Source organism: Pseudomonas sp. 29, from assembly GCF_002754355.1.
Classification (GTDB): Bacteria; Pseudomonadota; Gammaproteobacteria; order Pseudomonadales; family Pseudomonadaceae; genus Aquipseudomonas; species Aquipseudomonas neuropathica.
In genome coordinates this window covers 2,225,837-2,243,110 of the sequence record NZ_PEEY01000001.1, presented here as the reverse complement: position 1 = coordinate 2,243,110, position 17,274 = coordinate 2,225,837, and the positions used below count along the sequence as shown (strand labels likewise).

The following is a 17,274-nucleotide window of genomic DNA, read 5'->3' as shown; positions in this document are numbered from 1 at the left end:
CGTAATTAGTTGTGGCAAGACCGTTCGTCTGCCAGCGCGGGCCCACGGCAGCCGGGGCCTGCGCGTGACAAAAAAATTATTCGGCGGTGCCTTGCGCAGTTTCCGCAGGATAAGTCGTACGCCACAGCTCGAAGCCGCCGTCCATGCTGTAGACGTCGGAGAAGCCTTGGCTGATCAGGTAGGCCGCAGCACCCTGGCTGGAGTTGCCGTGATAGCAGACGACGACGGTCGGCGCATCAAGGTCAGCGCCTTGAATGAAAGCGTGCAGGGAATGGTTGTCCAGATGCTTCGAGCCGCTGATGTGCAGGGCGGCGAAAGTCGCCGGGTCGCGCACGTCGACGACGACAGCACCTTGTTCACGCAGGGCCTGGGCCTGTTCCGGGGGGATTCGTTTGAATTCGCTCATGGCGGGTTCCTGTTGCTCGGCTGAAAGCGCAGTCTAACGCGGTGCGCTGACTGGCGAAGTTTCGGGGATAAGTGGTGCGACAGTTGGCGCGAGTCCGCCGTGTTCGTCGCATTTGCACGACAGCCGTTCGCCGCTGTCGACATTCATCAGGGTCAGGCTGCCGCCCCAGACACAACCGGTGTCGAGCGCCGAGATACCTGGCTCATGGATATTGCCTTCGAGTGCCGCCCAGTGGCCGAAGATGATGCGCAGGCCTTTGGTCTTGCGATCCTTGTGCTGAAACCACGGTTTATATCCGGCGGGTGCTGTGTCGAGGCCTTCCTTGCTCTTGAGGTCGAGTTTGCCTTCGGCGGTGCAGAAGCGCATGCGCGTGAAGTAGTTGGTGATGACGCGCAAACGAGTCACGCCTTTGAGATCGTTGTCCCATTTCGCTGGATCGTTGCCGTACATGCCGTCGAGGTAGGCGAGCAGCATGTTGTCGTCTCGCAGGGCCGTTTCGACTTCGGCGGCGCACTTCAGTGCGCGGCTCAGCGACCATTGCGGTGGAATGCCGGCGTGAACCATGGCGACATCGCGCTGCTCGTCGTAGTGCATGAGCTTTTGTTGGCGTACCCATTCCAGCAGTTCCGCGCTGTCTGGGGCATCGAGAATCTCGCGCAGGGTGTCGGACTTTTTCAAACGCTCGATATTTTTAGCCGCTGCCAGCAAATGCAGGTCGTGGTTACCGAGCACGCAGACCAGCGATTCACGCATGCCATACAGAAAACGCAGGGTTTCCAGTGATTGCGGGCCACGGTTGACCAGGTCACCGACCAGCCACAGTCGATCAAGCTTTGGGTCGAACGCTACTTGCTTGAGCAGGCACTTGAGCGGCTCAAGGCAGCCTTGCAGGTCGCCGACGGCATACGTCGCCATCAGTGCAGGGCTCCGGGCACCGCCAGGCGGAAAGGTTTGATGATGGCGTCGAAATGTTTGCCGTCGTCGGCAACCATTTGGTAAGTGCCTTGCATGGTGCCGACCTTGGTGGTCATCACTGTACCGCTGCTGTAGGTGTGGCTTTCGCCGGCCTCGATCAGCGGTTGTTTGCCGACCACGCCAGCGCCGCGCACCTCCTCTACATGGCCATCACCGTCGGTGATCACCCAGTGCCGCGAAAGTAGCTTGGCCGGGATGGCGCCATTGTTCTGCACAGTGATGGTGTAGGCGAAGGCGAAGCGGTCGTGCTCGGGTTGCGATTGGTCTGCCAGATAGCGGGTGACGACGCTGACATCGACCTGGTAACGGGAATCGGACATGCAAGAGGCCTTAAACGAAGCGGAACGCGGGGCGTAGCTGATGGGGATTCAGTCTAGGCAAGTATCGGGCAGTAAACCAGAGTGGCGTCCTGCCCGATAGCGTTCATCGTTTATCAGTCGGCGGCGGGGGAGGCCGGGACTTGTACCGCGAGCTGGTCGGCCAGACGTACGAACGCGGCCAGATCCAGTTGCTCCGGACGCAAGCTGCCATCGACGCCGGCGGCTTCGATCTCGGCATTGCTGAGCAGTTGCTTGAGAGTGTTGCGCAAGGTCTTGCGGCGTTGGTTGAACGCTTCGCGCACCACGCGCTCCAGCAGCTTGTGATCCTTGGCCGGGTGCGGCAGTACGGCGTGCGGCACCAGACGGACGATGGCCGAGTCGACCTTCGGCGGCGGGTTGAACGCGCCCGGGCCAACGTTGAACAGGTGTTCCACACGGCAATGGTACTGAACCATGATCGACAGGCGACCCCAGTCACCACCGCCAGGGCCTGCGGCCAGACGCTCGACCACTTCTTTCTGCAGCATGAAGTGCATGTCGCGAATGATGCCGGCATTGTTCAGCAGGTGAAAAATCAGCGGCGTGGAGATGTTGTACGGCAGGTTGCCAACCACACGCAGGCTGTTTGGCGCGGCGTTGAGCGTGTTGAAGTCGAACTTCAGTGCATCGCCCTGATGCAGGTTGAAGTTGCTCTTGCCGGCAAACTGCTGGTTGAGGATCGGGATCAGATCCTTGTCCAGTTCCACCACGTCGAGTTGTGCGCCGGAGGACAGCAGGCCGGCGGTCAGTGCGCCCTGGCCCGGGCCGATTTCCAGCAGGCGGTCTTCAGACTTGGCGCTGATGGAGCGCAGGATGCGGTCGATAACGCCGGCATCGTGCAGGAAGTTCTGGCCAAAGCGTTTGCGCGCCTTGTGTTGGTATTGCTCGGTCATAAACGGGTCTCGGCCATCTGGTAGGCGGTTTCCAGGGCGACTTGCAGGCTGCCGGTGTCGATCTTGCCGCTGCCGGCCAGATCGAGGGCGGTGCCGTGATCGACCGACGTGCGGATGATCGGCAGACCCAGGGTCACGTTGACGGCAGCGCCGAAGCCTTTGTACTTAAGCACAGGCAAACCCTGGTCGTGGTACATCGCCAGCACTGCGTCGCAGTGCTCCAGATATTTGGGGGTAAACAGAGTGTCGGCAGGCAGCGGGCCACGAAGGTCCATGCCCTCGCCGCGCAGGCGCTCTAATGTCGGTTCAATGATGTCGATTTCTTCATGGCCCAGGTGGCCGCCTTCACCGGCGTGCGGGTTGAGTCCGCAGACCAGGATGCGTGGCTGGGCGATGCCGAATTTGTGTTGCAGGTCGCTGTGCAGAATCCGCGTCACGCGCTCCAGCCGTTCTGGTGTGATTGCGTCGGCAATCTCGCGCAGGGGCAGGTGAGTGGTGACCAGTGCCACGCGCAAACCACGCGTGGCGAGCATCATCACCACTTGGGCGGTATGAGTCAGGTCGGCGAGGAATTCTGTGTGCCCGGAAAAGGCGATGCCGGACTCGTTGATCACGCCTTTGTGCACAGGCGCGGTGATCATTCCGGCGAAATCACCGTTCAGGCAGCCATTGCCGGCGCGGGTCAAGGTCTCGAGGACGAATGCGGCGTTGGCTTTGTCCAGTTGCCCGGCAACCACGGGGGCGCTGAGCGGCGTATCCCAGACATACAGGCTGTTGGCGGGCGCCGGAGCGTCCGGCCAGTGATTAGGCGCAACATCCAGCAAAGTGACGGCCAGCCCCAACTGCGCGGCCCGCTCGGAGAGCAGGTCGCGGCTGGTGATGGCAATCAGGGGATGTGGCTGGGCTTGCGAGGCGAGCAGCAGGCACAGGTCGGGACCGATGCCGGCTGGTTCGCCGGGTGTCAGCGCGAAACGCTTGGGTTTCACTGCGCTGCCTGGTCTGCACCAGGGAGTTTGATCTCTACGTACGCTTCGTCACGGATCTGACGCAGCCAGGTTTGCAGCTCTTCGTCGTATTTGCGGTTACGCAGTACGGTCATGGCTTGCTGCTCGCGGGCCTGTTCAGTGCTGTCAGTGGCGCGACGGCCAAGGACTTCCAGAACGTGCCAGCCATATTGAGTCTGGAATGGCTTGGACAGCTGACCTTGTGGGGTCTTGGCCATCACTTCGCGGAACTCCGGTACCAGTGCGTTCGGGTCGATCCAGTTCAGGTCGCCGCCGTTGAGCGCCGAACCCGGGTCTTCGGAATAGCTTTTCGCCAGAGTGGCAAAATCTTCACCGGCCAGAATGCGCTCGTACAAGGATTGAACCAGTGCCTTGGTCTTCGCTTCATCGCGAATCGGGCTCGGCTTAACCAGAATGTGACGTACATGCACTTCGTCGCGCATCTGCGCTTCGCCACCACGTTTTGCCAGCAGCTTGAGGATGATGAAACCACCCGGCGTGCGTGCAGGTTGCGTGATGTCGCCAACAGCCATGCTGCTCAACTCGCGGTCGAACGGCGGAGGCAGTTGCGCTGCTTTACGCCAGCCCATGTCGCCGCCTTCCAGTGCGTTGTCGCTGCCGGACTTGGCAACGGCCATCTGGCCGAAGTCAGCGCCTTGCTTGAGTTGCTGGTAAACCTCCATGGCCTGACGGGCAGCGTTCTGAATCGCTTCAGAGTTGGCGCTTTCCGGCGTCGGGATCAGGATGTTGGCCAGGTGCAGCTCTTCGGACAGTTGCATCTTGCCCAGGTCGGAGGCGAGGAAGTTCTTCACTTCCTGCTCGGAGACCTGAATGCGTTCTGCCACGCGGCGTTGACGTACGCGGCTGATGACCATTTCGCGTTTGATCTGGTCACGGGCGTCGTCGTAGGACAGGCCGTCGCGAGCCAGAGCAGCACGGAACTGCTCAACCGACATGTTATTGCGCTGGGCAATGGTGCCGACCGCCTGGTTCAGTTCTTCATCGGTGATGCGGATGCCGGAGCGTTCGCCGATCTGCAGTTGCAGGTTTTCGACGATCAGGCGCTCAAGCACCTGTTGATCCAGTACGCCAGGAGGCGGCAGGCCGCCACCACGCTTGGCGATGGTCTGCTGCACTTCGTGGACGCGCTGGTCCAGTTGGCTCTGCATGACCACATCGTTGTCGACGATCGCTACCACTTTGTCGATGGATTGAACTGCGGCGTTCGCCGCAGTACCCAGGAACAGCGCGCCCAGCATCAGCGGGCGCAGACAATCAGAAAGCTTGGTCTTCACGTTCACGATAACCTTGAATGCCTTTGTCGAGGAAGCTCTCTACCTTGGCGCCAGTGAGGCCGCCGAGTCCCTTCAGAACAATTTGGAGGAAGACGCCATGGTCGCCTTTTTCGTTTTGCGGAGCTTCCTGGCTGAACTCGTCATAGGAAACCCAGTAACGGTTGATCAGGCGCAGTTTCCAGCAGCAGTTGTCGTACTCGAAACCACCGAAGGCTTCCAGGGTACGGTTACGGTTGTAGTCATACTGCCAGCGGCTGATCGCGTTCCACTGTGGAACGATCGGCCAGATGACCGAGAAGTCATGCTGCTGGATCTTGTAGTAGTCCTTCACGTAGCCAGGCTGGCCAGGGGTGCCGTAGTCACCACCGCCCACCGACCATTTACCGGTGTTCTGGTCGTAACGAACCTGGTCATTGCGATAGCGATAGCCGGCGTTGATAACCTTGTTCGGGTTGTCTTCAGGCTGGTAGTGGAACATCGCGCTGCCGGAACGTGGGCTGCGGCTGTCCGGATCCCAGTTGTAGTCGGCCGTGGTGCGCCAGTCGCGGTTCCAGCGGTATTCGTATTCCAGTGCATATGGCGAAACGTTGGACTTCGCATCGTCACGGGTTTTGGCGTCGATACCTGGCAGTTGAACTTCGCGATCCTTGAAGTACAGAGCCTGGCCGACACTGATGCGTTGACGTTCGAAACCGTCGTCTTCGATCCAGCGGCTGGTCACGCCCAGCGACAGCTTGTTCTCGTCGCCGACACGGTCGGAGCCGGAGAAACGGTTGTCGCGGAATAGCGAGGCGTAGTTGAAGGTGTATTCGCTGGTGTCGAATACTGGAATATCTTCCTGATTCTCCTCAGGTACATAGAGGTAGAACAGTCGCGGTTCCAGTGTCTGACGGTAGTTCTTGCCGAAGAAAGACGTATTGCGGTCGAAGTACAGACCGCTGTCGATGCTGGCAATTGGTACGCCACGGTTCTGGTTACTGCCGAACTTGCCGCCTACGTAATCAGTACCTGCCGCAGCTGCGGCATTTTGCTGATCAACGATTTGGGATTTGCCGGTACCGTCCAGATCCAATTGATACTGGGTGTACTGGTACTTGAGCGACGGCTTCAGGAAGCCATAAGTCCAGTTCATTGGCAGACTGACACCAGGCTTCAGGTTCAGACGGTCGCCGTTAGCGCGTGCAAGGCCTTGAACGTTGTTGTCCAGTCTAGACTCAGTCGTAATACCGTCTTCCTGAGTGAAAGTGCCGGTTTTCAGATCACGATCAAACCGGACAAGCTCGGTCTCGTAGTCGAAGTTCAGACCTTCCGGGTGATACGGCAGCTGACCATTGAAGGTGATCTGCGGCAGACGACCATACGGTGTGATGTTCGAAACGGTAGCCAATTGGTACTGCTGAGCATTCAAGCGAGCGGTATAGCTGTCGCCACGATAAGTAACCGCGCCCTGCTGGTTCACGAAGTCGCTGGATTTCACACCAATCTGATCGGTCTGCAGATCCTGGAAATAATACGGATCGCTGATCTTGGTGTAGTCGACTTCGGTGAGCACACGAGAGTCGAGACCGCCCTTGTGCTGCCAGTTGTACATGTAGCGGGTTTTTTCGTAGTCGGTCTGCTTGCTGCGCTCGGTATCGTCATCGTTCAGATACGCCGCACCAAACTGACCTTCACTCGACTTGGTCAGGTAACGGAACTCACCTTCCACCAACATGCCACGCTTGCTCATGTAGCGCGGGTACAACGTGGCGTCGTAGTTCGGCGCCAGGTTGAAGTAGTACGGGGTGACCAGCATGAAGCCGGTATCGCTGCCGCTGCCAATGGTCGGCGGCAGGAAGCCCGACTGGCGACGGTCGTCGATCGGGAAGTAGATGTACGGCGTGTACAGAATCGGAATGTCTTTAACGCGCAGCGTCACGTTGGTCGCGGTACCGAAACCGGTGGCCGGGTTCAAGGTGATGTTGTTGCCCTTGAGCTGCCAGGCGTTGCTGTTCGGTTCGCACGTGGTGTACGTGCCGTCCTTCAGGCGGATGATCGCGTTTTCGGCACGCTTGGCGTACAGCGCGTTACCGCGGATGCGCGATTTGTGCATCACGTATTCGGCGTTGTCGACCTTGGCTTCACCGGTGTCGAGCTGCACATCGGCGTGGTCGCCGACGATCAGCGCGCCGTTGTCGCGGATACGTACATCGCCATTGAGTTCGGCGCGGCTCTCGGCCTGATACAGGCTGGCCTCGTCGGATTCGACCTGCATGCTGCCCTGACGCAGGACAACATCACCGGCCAGCGTACCGACTTGATCATCGGTGTTATAGCGCGAGGCTTTTGCGCCGATAAAGGTCGGAGCATCGCTTTTGTTCGTCTTGTCATTCATGCCAGGACGAACCGGTTCGATGTAGGCACCAGAGCAGTAAGGCCCGGTCTCGGCCAATTGAGCGGCGGTGAGCTTCTCGCGCGGAACCCAGTCGAGGTGACTGAAGTCTTCGCTACGGGATTTCAAACCGCGGCCCTTGGCTTCGGTGACCAGCGCCGTTTTAGGCGCTGTGTCGGCAGCCGAACCGTTCTCGGTCGCCGCTTCGCCGGTAGCGCTGACGGCACTGCCGTCATGCACCGGACGCGGCGGCAACGCAGCAGCGGTTGATTTGGGCGCACAGGCCCAACCACCCGAAGCCGAGACGGAGCAGTCATACTGCTCGGCGGCAACAACGAATTGACTGGCCAGAGGTTGCATAGCCAGCAGACTGCCGGTTACCAACAACGGAAATTTTTTACGAAACGCGGGGGATTTCAATGCCATCTTATTAGTCCGGGCTTCCTGCGTGCCATCTGCCCGCGGTGTGGGCCGCACGCCTCTCGATGGTCTGAAAAAGATGCTGGATAATAAAGCATGACCCGCTTGACGGCTAGCGCCGTCGGAGACCCTTGCAATGCCTGACCAAGATGTACGCTTGCAACACCTGAAAGTTTGGCTCGATGAGCAGTTGGCAATCCTGTTTGCAGATCAGGGCTGGGGCACCGTGCCCCCGGCCACGTTGACTGCGGCCAGCAGCGACGCGAGTTTCCGCCGTTACTTCCGCTGGGAAGGCGAGGGGCGCAGCTTCGTCGTGATGGACGCACCGCCGCCCCAGGAAAACTGCAAACCGTTCGTGGATATCGCTTTTTTGCTGGCGAAATCCGGAATAAATGTGCCGAAAATTTATGCCGAGGACCTCGAGCGCGGATTTCTTTTGCTCAATGACCTGGGCAACCAGACCTATCTCGACGTGATCGATGGCGAAAATGCCGACGCATTGTTCGCCGATGCCCTGCAAGCGTTGCTGGCTTTTCAGCAGTTGCCGATGGTTGCACCGTTGCCGAGCTACGACGTTGCCTTGCTGCGCCGTGAGCTGGAACTGTTCCCCGAGTGGTATGTGACGCGTGAACTCGGTGTCGAATTTGATTCGACTCAGCAACAGCAGTGGCAGCAGGTTAGTGATCTGCTGATCGACAGCGCACTTGCTCAACCCAAAGTGCTGGTACACCGCGACTACATGCCACGCAACCTGATGCTCAGCGAACCGAATCCCGGCGTGCTGGATTTCCAGGATGCGGTTTATGGCCCGGTGACCTACGACGTGACCTGCCTGTTCAAGGACGCCTTCCTCAGCTGGCCCGAAGAGCGCGTGCGCGGCTGGCTGGAAAATTACTGGCAGCAAGCTTTGGCGTTGAACATTCCAGTGCAGCCGGACTTCGAAGACTTCCTGCGCGCCAGCGATCTGATGGGCGTGCAGCGTCATTTGAAAGTTATCGGCATCTTCGCGCGCATTTGTCATCGTGATGGCAAGCCGCGTTACCTGGCCGACGTGCCACGTTTCTTCTCCTATATAGAAGCGGTGATTGCGCGTCGTCCTGAATTGGCCGAACTGCAAGCGCTGTTCACCAGCCTGCGGGGTGGAGCAACAGCATGAAGGCAATGATTCTGGCGGCAGGCAAAGGCGAGCGGATGCGTCCGCTGACCCTGGCCACGCCGAAACCACTGGTGCGTGCCGGCGGTGTTCCCTTGATCGAATATCACCTGCGCGCCCTCGCGGCCGCAGGATTCAACGAGATCGTGATCAACCACGCCTGGCTCGGTCAGCAGATCGAGGATTATCTGGGTGACGGTTCGCGATTTGGTGTGAGCATTCAGTACTCGCCCGAAGGCGAGCCACTGGAAACCGGCGGCGGGATTTTCCGGGCGCTGCCGATGCTTGGCGATGATGCGTTCCTGGTGGTCAACGGTGATATCTGGACCGATTATGACTTCAGCGTCCTGCACCAGCCGATCAACGGACTCGCGCATCTGGTCCTTGCGGACAACCCGACGCATCACCCGAACGGTGATTTCACGTTGACCGACGGCCAGGTGATCGATGGCCAGCCTGATGCTGCAACCCTGACCTACAGCGGCATCGCTGTGCTGCATCCGCAACTGTTCGATGGCTGCACCGACGGCGCGTTCAAGCTGGCACCGCTGCTGCGCAAAGCCATGGCGGCTGGCGAAGTGAGTGGCGAACGCCTGAAAGGGCACTGGGTCGATGTCGGTACGCATGAGCGTCTGGCTGAAGCTGAAACATTGATAGAAGCGAGTCGCTGACATGTTGTGGCCAGGGACTCTGATTGGAGCCGGAGCGGGTTTTGCAATCGCCAGCATTCCGGGGGCCATGCTTGGGGCATTGTTGGGGCAGGCGCTGGATCGGCGTCTGCACTTGCAGAGCTGGGGACACTTGCGGGAAAAACTCGGCGGTCGGCCGATGCTGCGCAACGACGAACTGTTGTTTGTGTTGCTCGGGCGTCTGGCCAAGAGTGATGGTCGGGTTACCGACGGGCATATCCAGCAGGCGCGCAACGAGATGCGTGCGCTGGAGATGAGTGAGCCGGCAACGCGCCGCGCCATTGCGGCATTCAACCGTGGCAAGTCTGAAAATGACAATCTGCGCGGTTATCTGCGGCGCTTGAGCGCGCAGCCCCATGCGGCCGAGGGTGTCTTGCGTGCGTGCTGGCGGATGGTCTGGGCCGATGGTCGTGCCGGCGTCAGCGAGCGTGAATTGTTGGCGCAGTGGGGCAAATGGCTGGGCTGGACAACGCATCAGGTGCAGGCGCTGGCCAGTGATTACGAACCGGGCAAGCGTCCGATCGTCAGTGCTGCAGTGAGCTATCAGGAGGCGATGCGTTTATTGGGCGTGTCGGCGTCCAGTGAACCGGCGCAGATCAAACGGGCCTATCGGCGCCTGCTCAGTCGTCATCATCCGGACAAGATTGCCGGAACGGGGGCGACGCCAGCGCAGGTGCGTGAGGCGACTGATAGAACCCGGGAGCTGCACAATGCTTATACGTTGATTCGTGAGCGGCGGGATTTTCGTTAGTCGTTAGAGCTGTGTTGGCGGTGATGGCCCCTTCGCGAGCAAGCTCGCTCCCACATTGGATCTGTGTACACAATCCATTGTGGGAGCGAGCTTGCTCGCGAATGCGGGCGACTCGGTCTTATTCGGTCAGTCCATGTTCTGCGGATTCAGCCAGCCACGCACCCGGCGGAACAACTGTTCCTGCTCAGCCTTGTTGTCTGGCAAGGCTCTGAGCGCCACTTGGCTGAACGCCGAAGTCTTCAAGCGCTTGCTCGCCTGCATGCGCTCCAGCGCGGCGTTGCGATCCAGCGGCTTGTCCATGTAGAAAATATCTGCGGTCGGCAGCTTCAGGGTTGGCGTCAGCTCGGCCAGTGGCGGTTTGGCCTTGGCTGGCATCTGTGCATCGACCATGACGAATTTCTCTACCTGCGCCGTTTGTTTCTCGCTCAGGTATCGCGCGGCCCAATAGGCACCAGTGCCGTGTCCGAGCACGACAATGCTGCGTGCGCTCTGCTGTTCGGCGTAGGCAATCGCGGCGTCGATGCGCGCGAAGATGCGTTCGGCGTCAGCCTTGGATTGTTCTTCAGTGGTTTCGGCGACCACTTGATCCGCCACTTCGGCTTCACCGCCAGCGGCTTGTTCAATTGGCTGCGCGGTGGTGGAGTCCTTGCTACCCGACTCCGGTGCTTTCGGCGCAACCGGCGCTTCAACCACGCGCGGTGCGATGGCGTCGCTTTGCAGGTCGGGCAGGGTGATACTCAGGCTGCTCCATTGTGCATCCGGCAGTTTGCGCCGCAATGGGCCGATTGCCTGCGGCCAGTCAGCGGTTTCGCCGGCGCCAGGGATGATGATCACCGCGCCTTTGGGCTCGGCGGTGTTGGCCGGTTTCCACAGGGCGAGGAAGCTGTCGCTGCCGGCCTGCAATTGTTGCTGTTCTTGCGCCGGGACTTTACGTTCCAGTGCGGCGGCCTCTTCCTGACTACGCTCTAGCAGTGGCTGGCGTTCGGCCGGTTTTTCTTCTGCCGGTTTTTCCGCCGCAGGAGTGGGGTCGGCGGCGTTGACGGAAAACGCACAGGGCAGGATCAGCGACAGGCACAATGCTGGCATTGCCAGGCGGTAAACAGAGGGCATCGGTTATTCCAGGCCAGAAAGTATCCCGGCAGCCTAATGGGTTGGTCAGAATTTGTCAGTGTATGAGACTTCAATGAAGCGATTTTGCTGCCTGTGGGTTATCGGCTGTTTGTGGTTTCCCTTGATGGGCTGGGCGGCGCCTGCGCCCCCGGCCCACGTTGCGCAATTGTCGGCGGGCCAGCAGCAATGGCTGGCGCAGCACAATGAACTGCGCGTCGGTCTGGTCCTGCAAGCACCGTATGCGCAATACGACCGGCGTTTGCAGCGGCTGTCCGGGGCTAACGTCGAACTGATGAAGTTGTTGGCCAAGACGCTCAATGTCGAACTGAGCTGGCGTAACTTTCAGGATCTCGCACAACTGGAAACCGCCGTGCGCGAGGGCGAGATCGATATCGCTCCGGGCCTGAGTCAAACCCCGAGTGCGTTGCGTCTGTGGCAGTTTTCCGATCCCTACATGCGCGTGCCGCAACTGGTGGTCAGTGAGCAGAAGGCCAGTGGCGTGGTCGATCTGGAGAAACTCGACAGCCAGGTCCGCGTCGCCGTGCGCATGCCCAGCAGCACCGCGGACTATCTGCGCAGCAACTATCCACACCTGAACCTGCAAGGCGTGCCGCTAGAGCGTCAAGCCTTGCAGTTGCTGTTGACGCAGCAGGCCGCCTACGCCGTGGTCGACGAGGCACAACTCGGGCGGTTGTCGGTAGAGCCGGAGTTCGCCGAACTGGTGGTGGTGGGCGATATCGGCCTGCCGCAACTGCTGCGAGTCGGCTCGCGCCGCGATTGGCCGGAGCTGGCCGGCATTGTGCAAAGTGCTTTGCGCGCGATCCCGGCCAAAGATCTGGAGCAACTGCACAACCAATGGCTGCAACCGAAATACCCGCGACTGTCGGAGTCGCCCGGCTTCTGGCAGAACCTCAGTCTGTTGTTTGCGGTGATCCTGCTCAGTTGTGTCGCGATCGTGCTCTGGCAGCGCCGCCAACAGCACAGCCTTGAGCAGCGATTGCTGGCCGCCCGGGAAGACATCGCCTTGCGCGCGGCCAGCGAAGAAGCGCTGCGGTTGACGCAGTTCTCCATCGATCAAAGCACCGTCGGCATCCTCTGGGTTAATTGGGACAGCCATGTGCGCTACGCCAATCGTGCGGCGGAAAACATGCTCGGTTACCCCTCAGGCGGATTGATCGAGCGTCCCCTGATCGACTTCGAGCCGGGACTGCACATGGATCGCTGGCTCAATCTGTGGAAGCGCGCGCGGGCCAGCGAAGAAGGGCCGCTGAGTTTCGAAACCAGTTGCGTGCGCGCCGATGGCAGTGTTTTGCCTGCGGACGTGTCGCTGAGTTTCCTGCGCTTTCGCGACAGCGAATACCTGGTGGTTTACCTCACGGATGTCACCGAGCGCCGCCGTGCACTGGCGGCGTTGCAGGAAAGCGAGGCGCGTCTGCAAGGCATTGCGGCGAATGTGCCGGGGCTGGTGTTCCGTCTGGAGCGGGCGCCAGTGACCGGGCAGATCGACTTTGCCTACATCAGCGAGGGCAGCGAAAGTCTGGTCGGTTATGCCCCGGCCACCATTGCCCATCGCGACATGGGCCTGCGCAGCCTGGTGCATCCCGAAGATAAGGCGAGTTATCACCGCACTCAGGATCAGGCGCTGGACACCGACAGTGACTGGTCATGGCAAGGCCGGATCCTCACGCGTCAGGGCGAGCAGCGCTGGGCCGAGATCAAAGCGATCACTCGCCAACTGGAGGACGGCGCGTACGTGTGGGACGGCATCGTCTGGGACATCAGCGAGAGCAAGCGTATCGAGCTGGAACTGGCGGCCTCCCGCGAGCAACTGCGCGAACTGTCGGCGCACCTTGAAAGCGTGCGTGAAGAAGAGAAGGCGCGAATTGCCCGCGAGGTTCACGATGAATTGGGGCAGATGTTGACGGTGCTGAAACTGGAAACATCGATGTGCGAACTGGCCTACGCGCAACTCGATCCCGGTCTGAACGAACGGTTGAACAGCATGAAGCGCCTGATCGCCCAGTTATTTCAATTGGTGCGTGATGTGGCGACGGCGCTGCGACCACCGATTCTCGATGCCGGGATTGCGTCGGCAATCGAGTGGCAGGCGCGGCGGTTCGAGGCGCGTACGCAGATTCCATGCCTGGTGCAGGTGCCGGACAATCTGCCGGCGCTCAGTGATGCCAAGGCGATTGGCCTGTTCCGGATCCTGCAGGAGGCGCTGACCAATGTGATGCGCCATGCCCAGGCGCATACTGTGGAACTGACGCTGGCGCTGGAAGGCGACGAATTGTGTCTGACGGTCGCCGATGATGGCGTAGGATTTGCCCCCGCTGGCGGTCGGCCGACTTCGTTTGGTCTGGTGGGCATGCGCGAACGGGTGCTGATCATGGGCGGGAGGTTGACGCTGGAGAGTGAGCCGGGGGAGGGCACCAGTCTGGTGGTGCGGGTGCCGGTGAGTGAGGTTTGAAAATTTGTGGTGTTTGGGCTGACGCTATCGCGAGCAGGCTCGCTCCCACAGGGATTGGTGTGTACCTGAAATCTGGAGAAAAGATTTGATCCGTGTACTGGTAGCCGAAGACCACACCATTGTCCGCGAAGGCATCAAGCAATTGATTGGCCTGGCCAAGGATCTGCAAGTGGTGGGCGAGGCGAGCAATGGTGAGCAACTGCTCGAAACCCTGCGCAATGTGCCGTGCGAAGTGGTGCTGCTCGACATCTCCATGCCCGGGGTCAATGGCCTCGAAGCGATCCCGCGCATCCGTGCTCTGAACAATCCGCCAGCGATTCTGGTGCTGTCGATGCACGACGAAGCGCAAATGGCCGCACGCGCGCTGAAGGTGGGCGCGGCCGGGTATGCGACCAAGGACAGTGATCCGGCGTTGTTGCTCACCGCCATTCGCAAGGTCGCGGCCGGTGGGCGTTACATTGATCCGGATCTGGCGGATCGCATGGTCTTCGAAGTCGGCCTGACCGATGCGCGGCCGCTGCATTCTTTGTTGTCCGAACGCGAGTTCTCGGTGTTCGAACGCTTGGCCCAAGGCGCCAACGTCAATGACATCGCCCAGCAACTGGCGCTGAGCAGCAAAACCATCAGCACCCACAAGGCGCGTTTGATGCAGAAACTCAACATCACCTCGCTGGCCGAACTGGTCAAGTACGCGATGGAACACAAACTCCTCTGATCAGCACTGTTCCCCTGTGGGAGCGAGCCTGCTCGCGAATGCGGTGTATCAGTCACAGAATGAGTTGAATGACCCACCGCATTCGCGAGCAAGCTCGCTCCCACAGGGTTCTTTGTTCAGCTCTCGATGTGCGCATATCCATTAACGACAGGCGCTTTTGCTTGTTCTTGCAGCCTGCAACTCAACCCTCGCCACTGCCTTATCCATTAGCGCCATCCTTGTAGGGCAATCCCTACCCCCAACCTTCCATCCGGCTGAGGCGATTCTCTCCTGCGCCCCGATTTGCGCGCCTGTCAGCAGCCACTAGGCTTAACCCACAAGCAGTCATCAACAACAAAGGTGTGGGTATGAGCCAGGTCGATACAAACGCAGGGGCCAGTGATGTGCTGGTCAGCTTTCGTGGAGTGCAGAAGAGCTACGACGGCGAGAACCTGATCGTCAAAGACCTCAACCTGGACATCCGCAAAGGCGAATTTCTCACCCTGCTAGGGCCATCCGGTTCCGGCAAGACCACTAGCCTGATGATGCTCGCTGGCTTCGAAACACCGACCGCCGGCGAAATTCTGCTGGCCGGGCGCTCGATCAACAACGTGCCGCCGCACAAGCGCGACATCGGCATGGTGTTCCAGAACTACGCGCTGTTCCCGCACATGACCGTGGCGGAAAACCTCGCGTTTCCACTGACCGTCCGTGGCCTGAACAAAAGCGACGTCAGCGACCGCGTGAAAAAAGTCCTCAGCATGGTTCAGCTCGACGCGTTCGCCTCGCGTTATCCGGCGCAACTGTCCGGCGGTCAGCAACAGCGTGTGGCGTTGGCCCGTGCGCTGGTGTTCGAACCGCAACTGGTGCTGATGGACGAGCCTCTTGGCGCCCTCGACAAGCAACTGCGTGAACACATGCAGATGGAAATCAAACACCTGCACCAGCGCCTCGGTGTGACCGTGGTCTATGTGACCCACGATCAGGGTGAAGCGCTGACCATGTCCGACCGCGTGGCGGTATTCCATCAAGGCGAAATCCAGCAGATCGCCCCGCCCCGCACCCTTTACGAAGAGCCAAAAAACACCTTCGTCGCCAACTTCATCGGCGAGAACAACCGCCTCAACGGCCGCCTGCTCAGCCAGACCGGTGAGCGTTGCGTGGTCGAGTTGGGCCGTGGCGAAAAGGTCGAGGCGCTGGCGGTCAACGTCGGCCAGACCGGCGAACCGGTGACCCTGTCGATCCGTCCGGAGCGCGTCAGCCTCAACGGTTCGAGCGATCAATGCGTTAACCGCTTCTCAGGGAGGGTGGCGGAATTCATCTATCTGGGCGACCACGTCCGGGTGCGCCTGGAAGTCTGCGGCAAGACCGACTTCTTCGTGAAACAACCGATTGCCGAGCTCGATCCTGCGCTCGCCGTCGGTGACGTGGTACCGCTTGGCTGGCAGGTCGAGCACGTACGCGCGCTTGATCCGCTTTTAGAGGCGAACTGATCGCCCCGGCAATACCAACACCAACCCTGCACGTGGAGAGAACAATAAATGTTGAGATCCCTGAAGTTCACCGCCCTGACCCTGGGCCTGATGGGTGCGGCCAGCGCGATGGCCGCCGGCCCGGATTTGACCGTGGTGTCGTTTGGCGGGGCGAACAAGGCGGCGCAAGTCAAAGCCTTCTATGCACCGTGGGAAGCGGCGGGCAACGGCAAGATCGTCGCCGGCGAATACAACGGCGAAATGGCCAAGGTCAAAGCCATGGTCGACACCAAGAGCGTGTCGTGGGATCTGGTGGAAGTTGAATCGCCAGAGCTGTCCCGTGGCTGCGACGAAGACATGTTCGAACAACTCGACCCGGCACTGTTCGGCAAGACTGAAGACTACGTCAAAGGCGCGATTCAGCCGTGCGGCGTGGGCTTCTTCGTGTGGTCGACCGTACTGGCTTACAACGCCGACAAGCTGAAAACCGCGCCGACCAGTTGGGCGGATTTCTGGGACACCAAGAAATTCCCGGGCAAGCGTGGCCTGCGCAAAGGCGCCAAGTACACCCTCGAATTCGCGCTGATGGCCGACGGTGTGGCGCCGAAAGACGTCTACAAAGAGCTGGCGAGCAAGGGTGGCCAGGATCGTGCGTTCAAGAAGCTTGATGAGCTGAAGCCAAGCATTCAGTGGTGGGAAGCCGGCGCGCAACCGCCGCAATACCTCGCTTCCGGTGACGTAGTGATGAGCTCGGCCTACAACGGTCGCATCGCTGCCGTGCAGAAGGAATCCAACCTGAAAGTGGTGTGGAACGGCGGCATCTACGACTTCGACGCCTGGGCCATCCCGAAAGGTCTGGACGCCAAGCGCGCCGAAGCGGCGAAGAAATTCATCGCTTACTCGGTGCAGCCGCAGCAGCAGAAAACCTACTCGGAAAACATCGCCTACGGCCCGGCCAATACCCAAGCCGTACCGCTGCTGGCCAAGGATGTTCTGAAAGACATGCCGACCACCCCGGAAAACATCGCCAACCAGGTGCAGATCGACGTCAGCTTCTGGGCTGACAACGGCGAGCAACTGGAGCAGCGCTTCAACTCCTGGGCTGCGAAATAACCGAGGGCTCGCTCTCCTGTGGGAGCGAGCTTGCTCGCGAAAGCGCCAGTACATTGAACATTGATGTCGACTGATGCGCCGCCTTCGCGAGCAAGCTCG

15 protein-coding genes are annotated in these 17,274 nt (G+C 60.1%); 7 read left to right on the top strand and 8 right to left on the bottom strand.

Translation table 11 applies throughout. From position 1 onward, the window contains the following. Positions 1-76 precede the first annotated feature (76 nt). The 7 genes from glpE to CLU80_RS10485 form a co-directional block, all read right to left on the bottom strand. Positions 77-406 carry a thiosulfate sulfurtransferase GlpE gene (glpE, locus tag CLU80_RS10515; RefSeq protein ID WP_016983139.1) on the bottom strand — a complete coding sequence of 110 codons (330 nt, stop codon included), beginning with the start codon at positions 404-406 and terminating at the stop codon, positions 77-79. Positions 407-439: 33 nt separating this feature from the next. After that, entirely contained in the window at positions 440-1,321 is an 882-nt protein-coding gene (locus CLU80_RS10510; RefSeq protein ID WP_093441948.1) for a symmetrical bis(5'-nucleosyl)-tetraphosphatase, read from the bottom strand. After that, positions 1,321-1,701 carry a Co2+/Mg2+ efflux facilitator ApaG/CorD gene (gene apaG / locus CLU80_RS10505; protein WP_099757326.1) on the bottom strand — a complete coding sequence of 127 codons (381 nt, stop codon included), beginning with the start codon at positions 1,699-1,701 and terminating at the stop codon, positions 1,321-1,323. The genes CLU80_RS10510 and apaG overlap by 1 nt, the downstream gene beginning before the upstream one ends. Before the next feature lie 113 nt (positions 1,702-1,814). Further along, a complete protein-coding gene (gene rsmA / locus CLU80_RS10500; RefSeq protein ID WP_038363334.1) occupies positions 1,815-2,633 on the bottom strand; it encodes a 16S rRNA (adenine(1518)-N(6)/adenine(1519)-N(6))-dimethyltransferase RsmA in 819 nt (272 codons plus the stop codon). Further along, positions 2,630-3,619 carry a 4-hydroxythreonine-4-phosphate dehydrogenase PdxA gene (pdxA, locus tag CLU80_RS10495; protein WP_099757325.1) on the bottom strand — a complete coding sequence of 330 codons (990 nt, stop codon included), beginning with the start codon at positions 3,617-3,619 and terminating at the stop codon, positions 2,630-2,632. Before pdxA ends, rsmA begins: the two co-directional genes overlap by 4 nt. Further along, entirely contained in the window at positions 3,616-4,932 is a 1,317-nt protein-coding gene (surA, locus tag CLU80_RS10490; protein WP_147307367.1) for a peptidylprolyl isomerase SurA, read from the bottom strand. The genes pdxA and surA overlap by 4 nt, the downstream gene beginning before the upstream one ends. Further along, a complete protein-coding gene (locus tag CLU80_RS10485; protein WP_099757324.1) occupies positions 4,913-7,729 on the bottom strand; it encodes an LPS-assembly protein LptD in 2,817 nt (938 codons plus the stop codon). Before CLU80_RS10485 ends, surA begins: the two co-directional genes overlap by 20 nt. Positions 7,730-7,859: 130 nt before the next feature. Between CLU80_RS10485 and CLU80_RS10480 the strand changes: the two genes are divergently transcribed. The 3 genes from CLU80_RS10480 to CLU80_RS10470 are packed head-to-tail and all read left to right on the top strand — an operon-like array spanning position 7,860 to position 10,316. Next, positions 7,860-8,879, top strand: a complete 1,020-nt coding sequence (locus tag CLU80_RS10480) for an aminoglycoside phosphotransferase family protein (protein ID WP_099757323.1) — start codon at positions 7,860-7,862, stop codon at positions 8,877-8,879. Next, complete coding sequence (gene murU, locus CLU80_RS10475; RefSeq protein ID WP_099757322.1) at positions 8,876-9,547, top strand: N-acetylmuramate alpha-1-phosphate uridylyltransferase MurU; 672 nt, start codon at positions 8,876-8,878, stop codon at positions 9,545-9,547. Before CLU80_RS10480 ends, murU begins: the two co-directional genes overlap by 4 nt. A gap of 1 nt (position 9,548) precedes the next feature. Further along, positions 9,549-10,316 carry a TerB family tellurite resistance protein gene (locus tag CLU80_RS10470; protein WP_093441918.1) on the top strand — a complete coding sequence of 256 codons (768 nt, stop codon included), beginning with the start codon at positions 9,549-9,551 and terminating at the stop codon, positions 10,314-10,316. Positions 10,317-10,442: 126 nt separating this feature from the next. On the opposite strand, the gene CLU80_RS10465 is transcribed toward CLU80_RS10470, so the two are convergent. Next, positions 10,443-11,426 carry an alpha/beta hydrolase family protein gene (locus tag CLU80_RS10465; RefSeq protein WP_099757321.1) on the bottom strand — a complete coding sequence of 328 codons (984 nt, stop codon included), beginning with the start codon at positions 11,424-11,426 and terminating at the stop codon, positions 10,443-10,445. 73 nt (positions 11,427-11,499) lie between these two features. On the opposite strand from CLU80_RS10465, the gene CLU80_RS10460 reads away from it, so the two are divergent. The 4 genes from CLU80_RS10460 (at position 11,500) to CLU80_RS10445 (ending at position 17,175) form a co-directional block, all read left to right on the top strand. Continuing rightward, a complete protein-coding gene (locus CLU80_RS10460; RefSeq protein WP_099757320.1) occupies positions 11,500-13,896 on the top strand; it encodes a PAS domain-containing sensor histidine kinase in 2,397 nt (798 codons plus the stop codon). An 85-nt stretch (positions 13,897-13,981) separates the two neighbouring features. Beyond that, positions 13,982-14,611, top strand: a complete 630-nt coding sequence (locus CLU80_RS10455) for a response regulator (RefSeq protein ID WP_093441901.1) — start codon at positions 13,982-13,984, stop codon at positions 14,609-14,611. Between the two features lie 347 nt (positions 14,612-14,958). Further along, positions 14,959-16,083, top strand: a complete 1,125-nt coding sequence (locus CLU80_RS10450; RefSeq protein WP_016983608.1) for an ABC transporter ATP-binding protein — start codon at positions 14,959-14,961, stop codon at positions 16,081-16,083. A gap of 48 nt (positions 16,084-16,131) precedes the next feature. Continuing rightward, positions 16,132-17,175, top strand: coding sequence for an ABC transporter substrate-binding protein (locus CLU80_RS10445; RefSeq protein ID WP_008085222.1), 1,044 nt, complete (start codon positions 16,132-16,134; stop codon positions 17,173-17,175). Positions 17,176-17,274 lie beyond the last annotated feature (99 nt).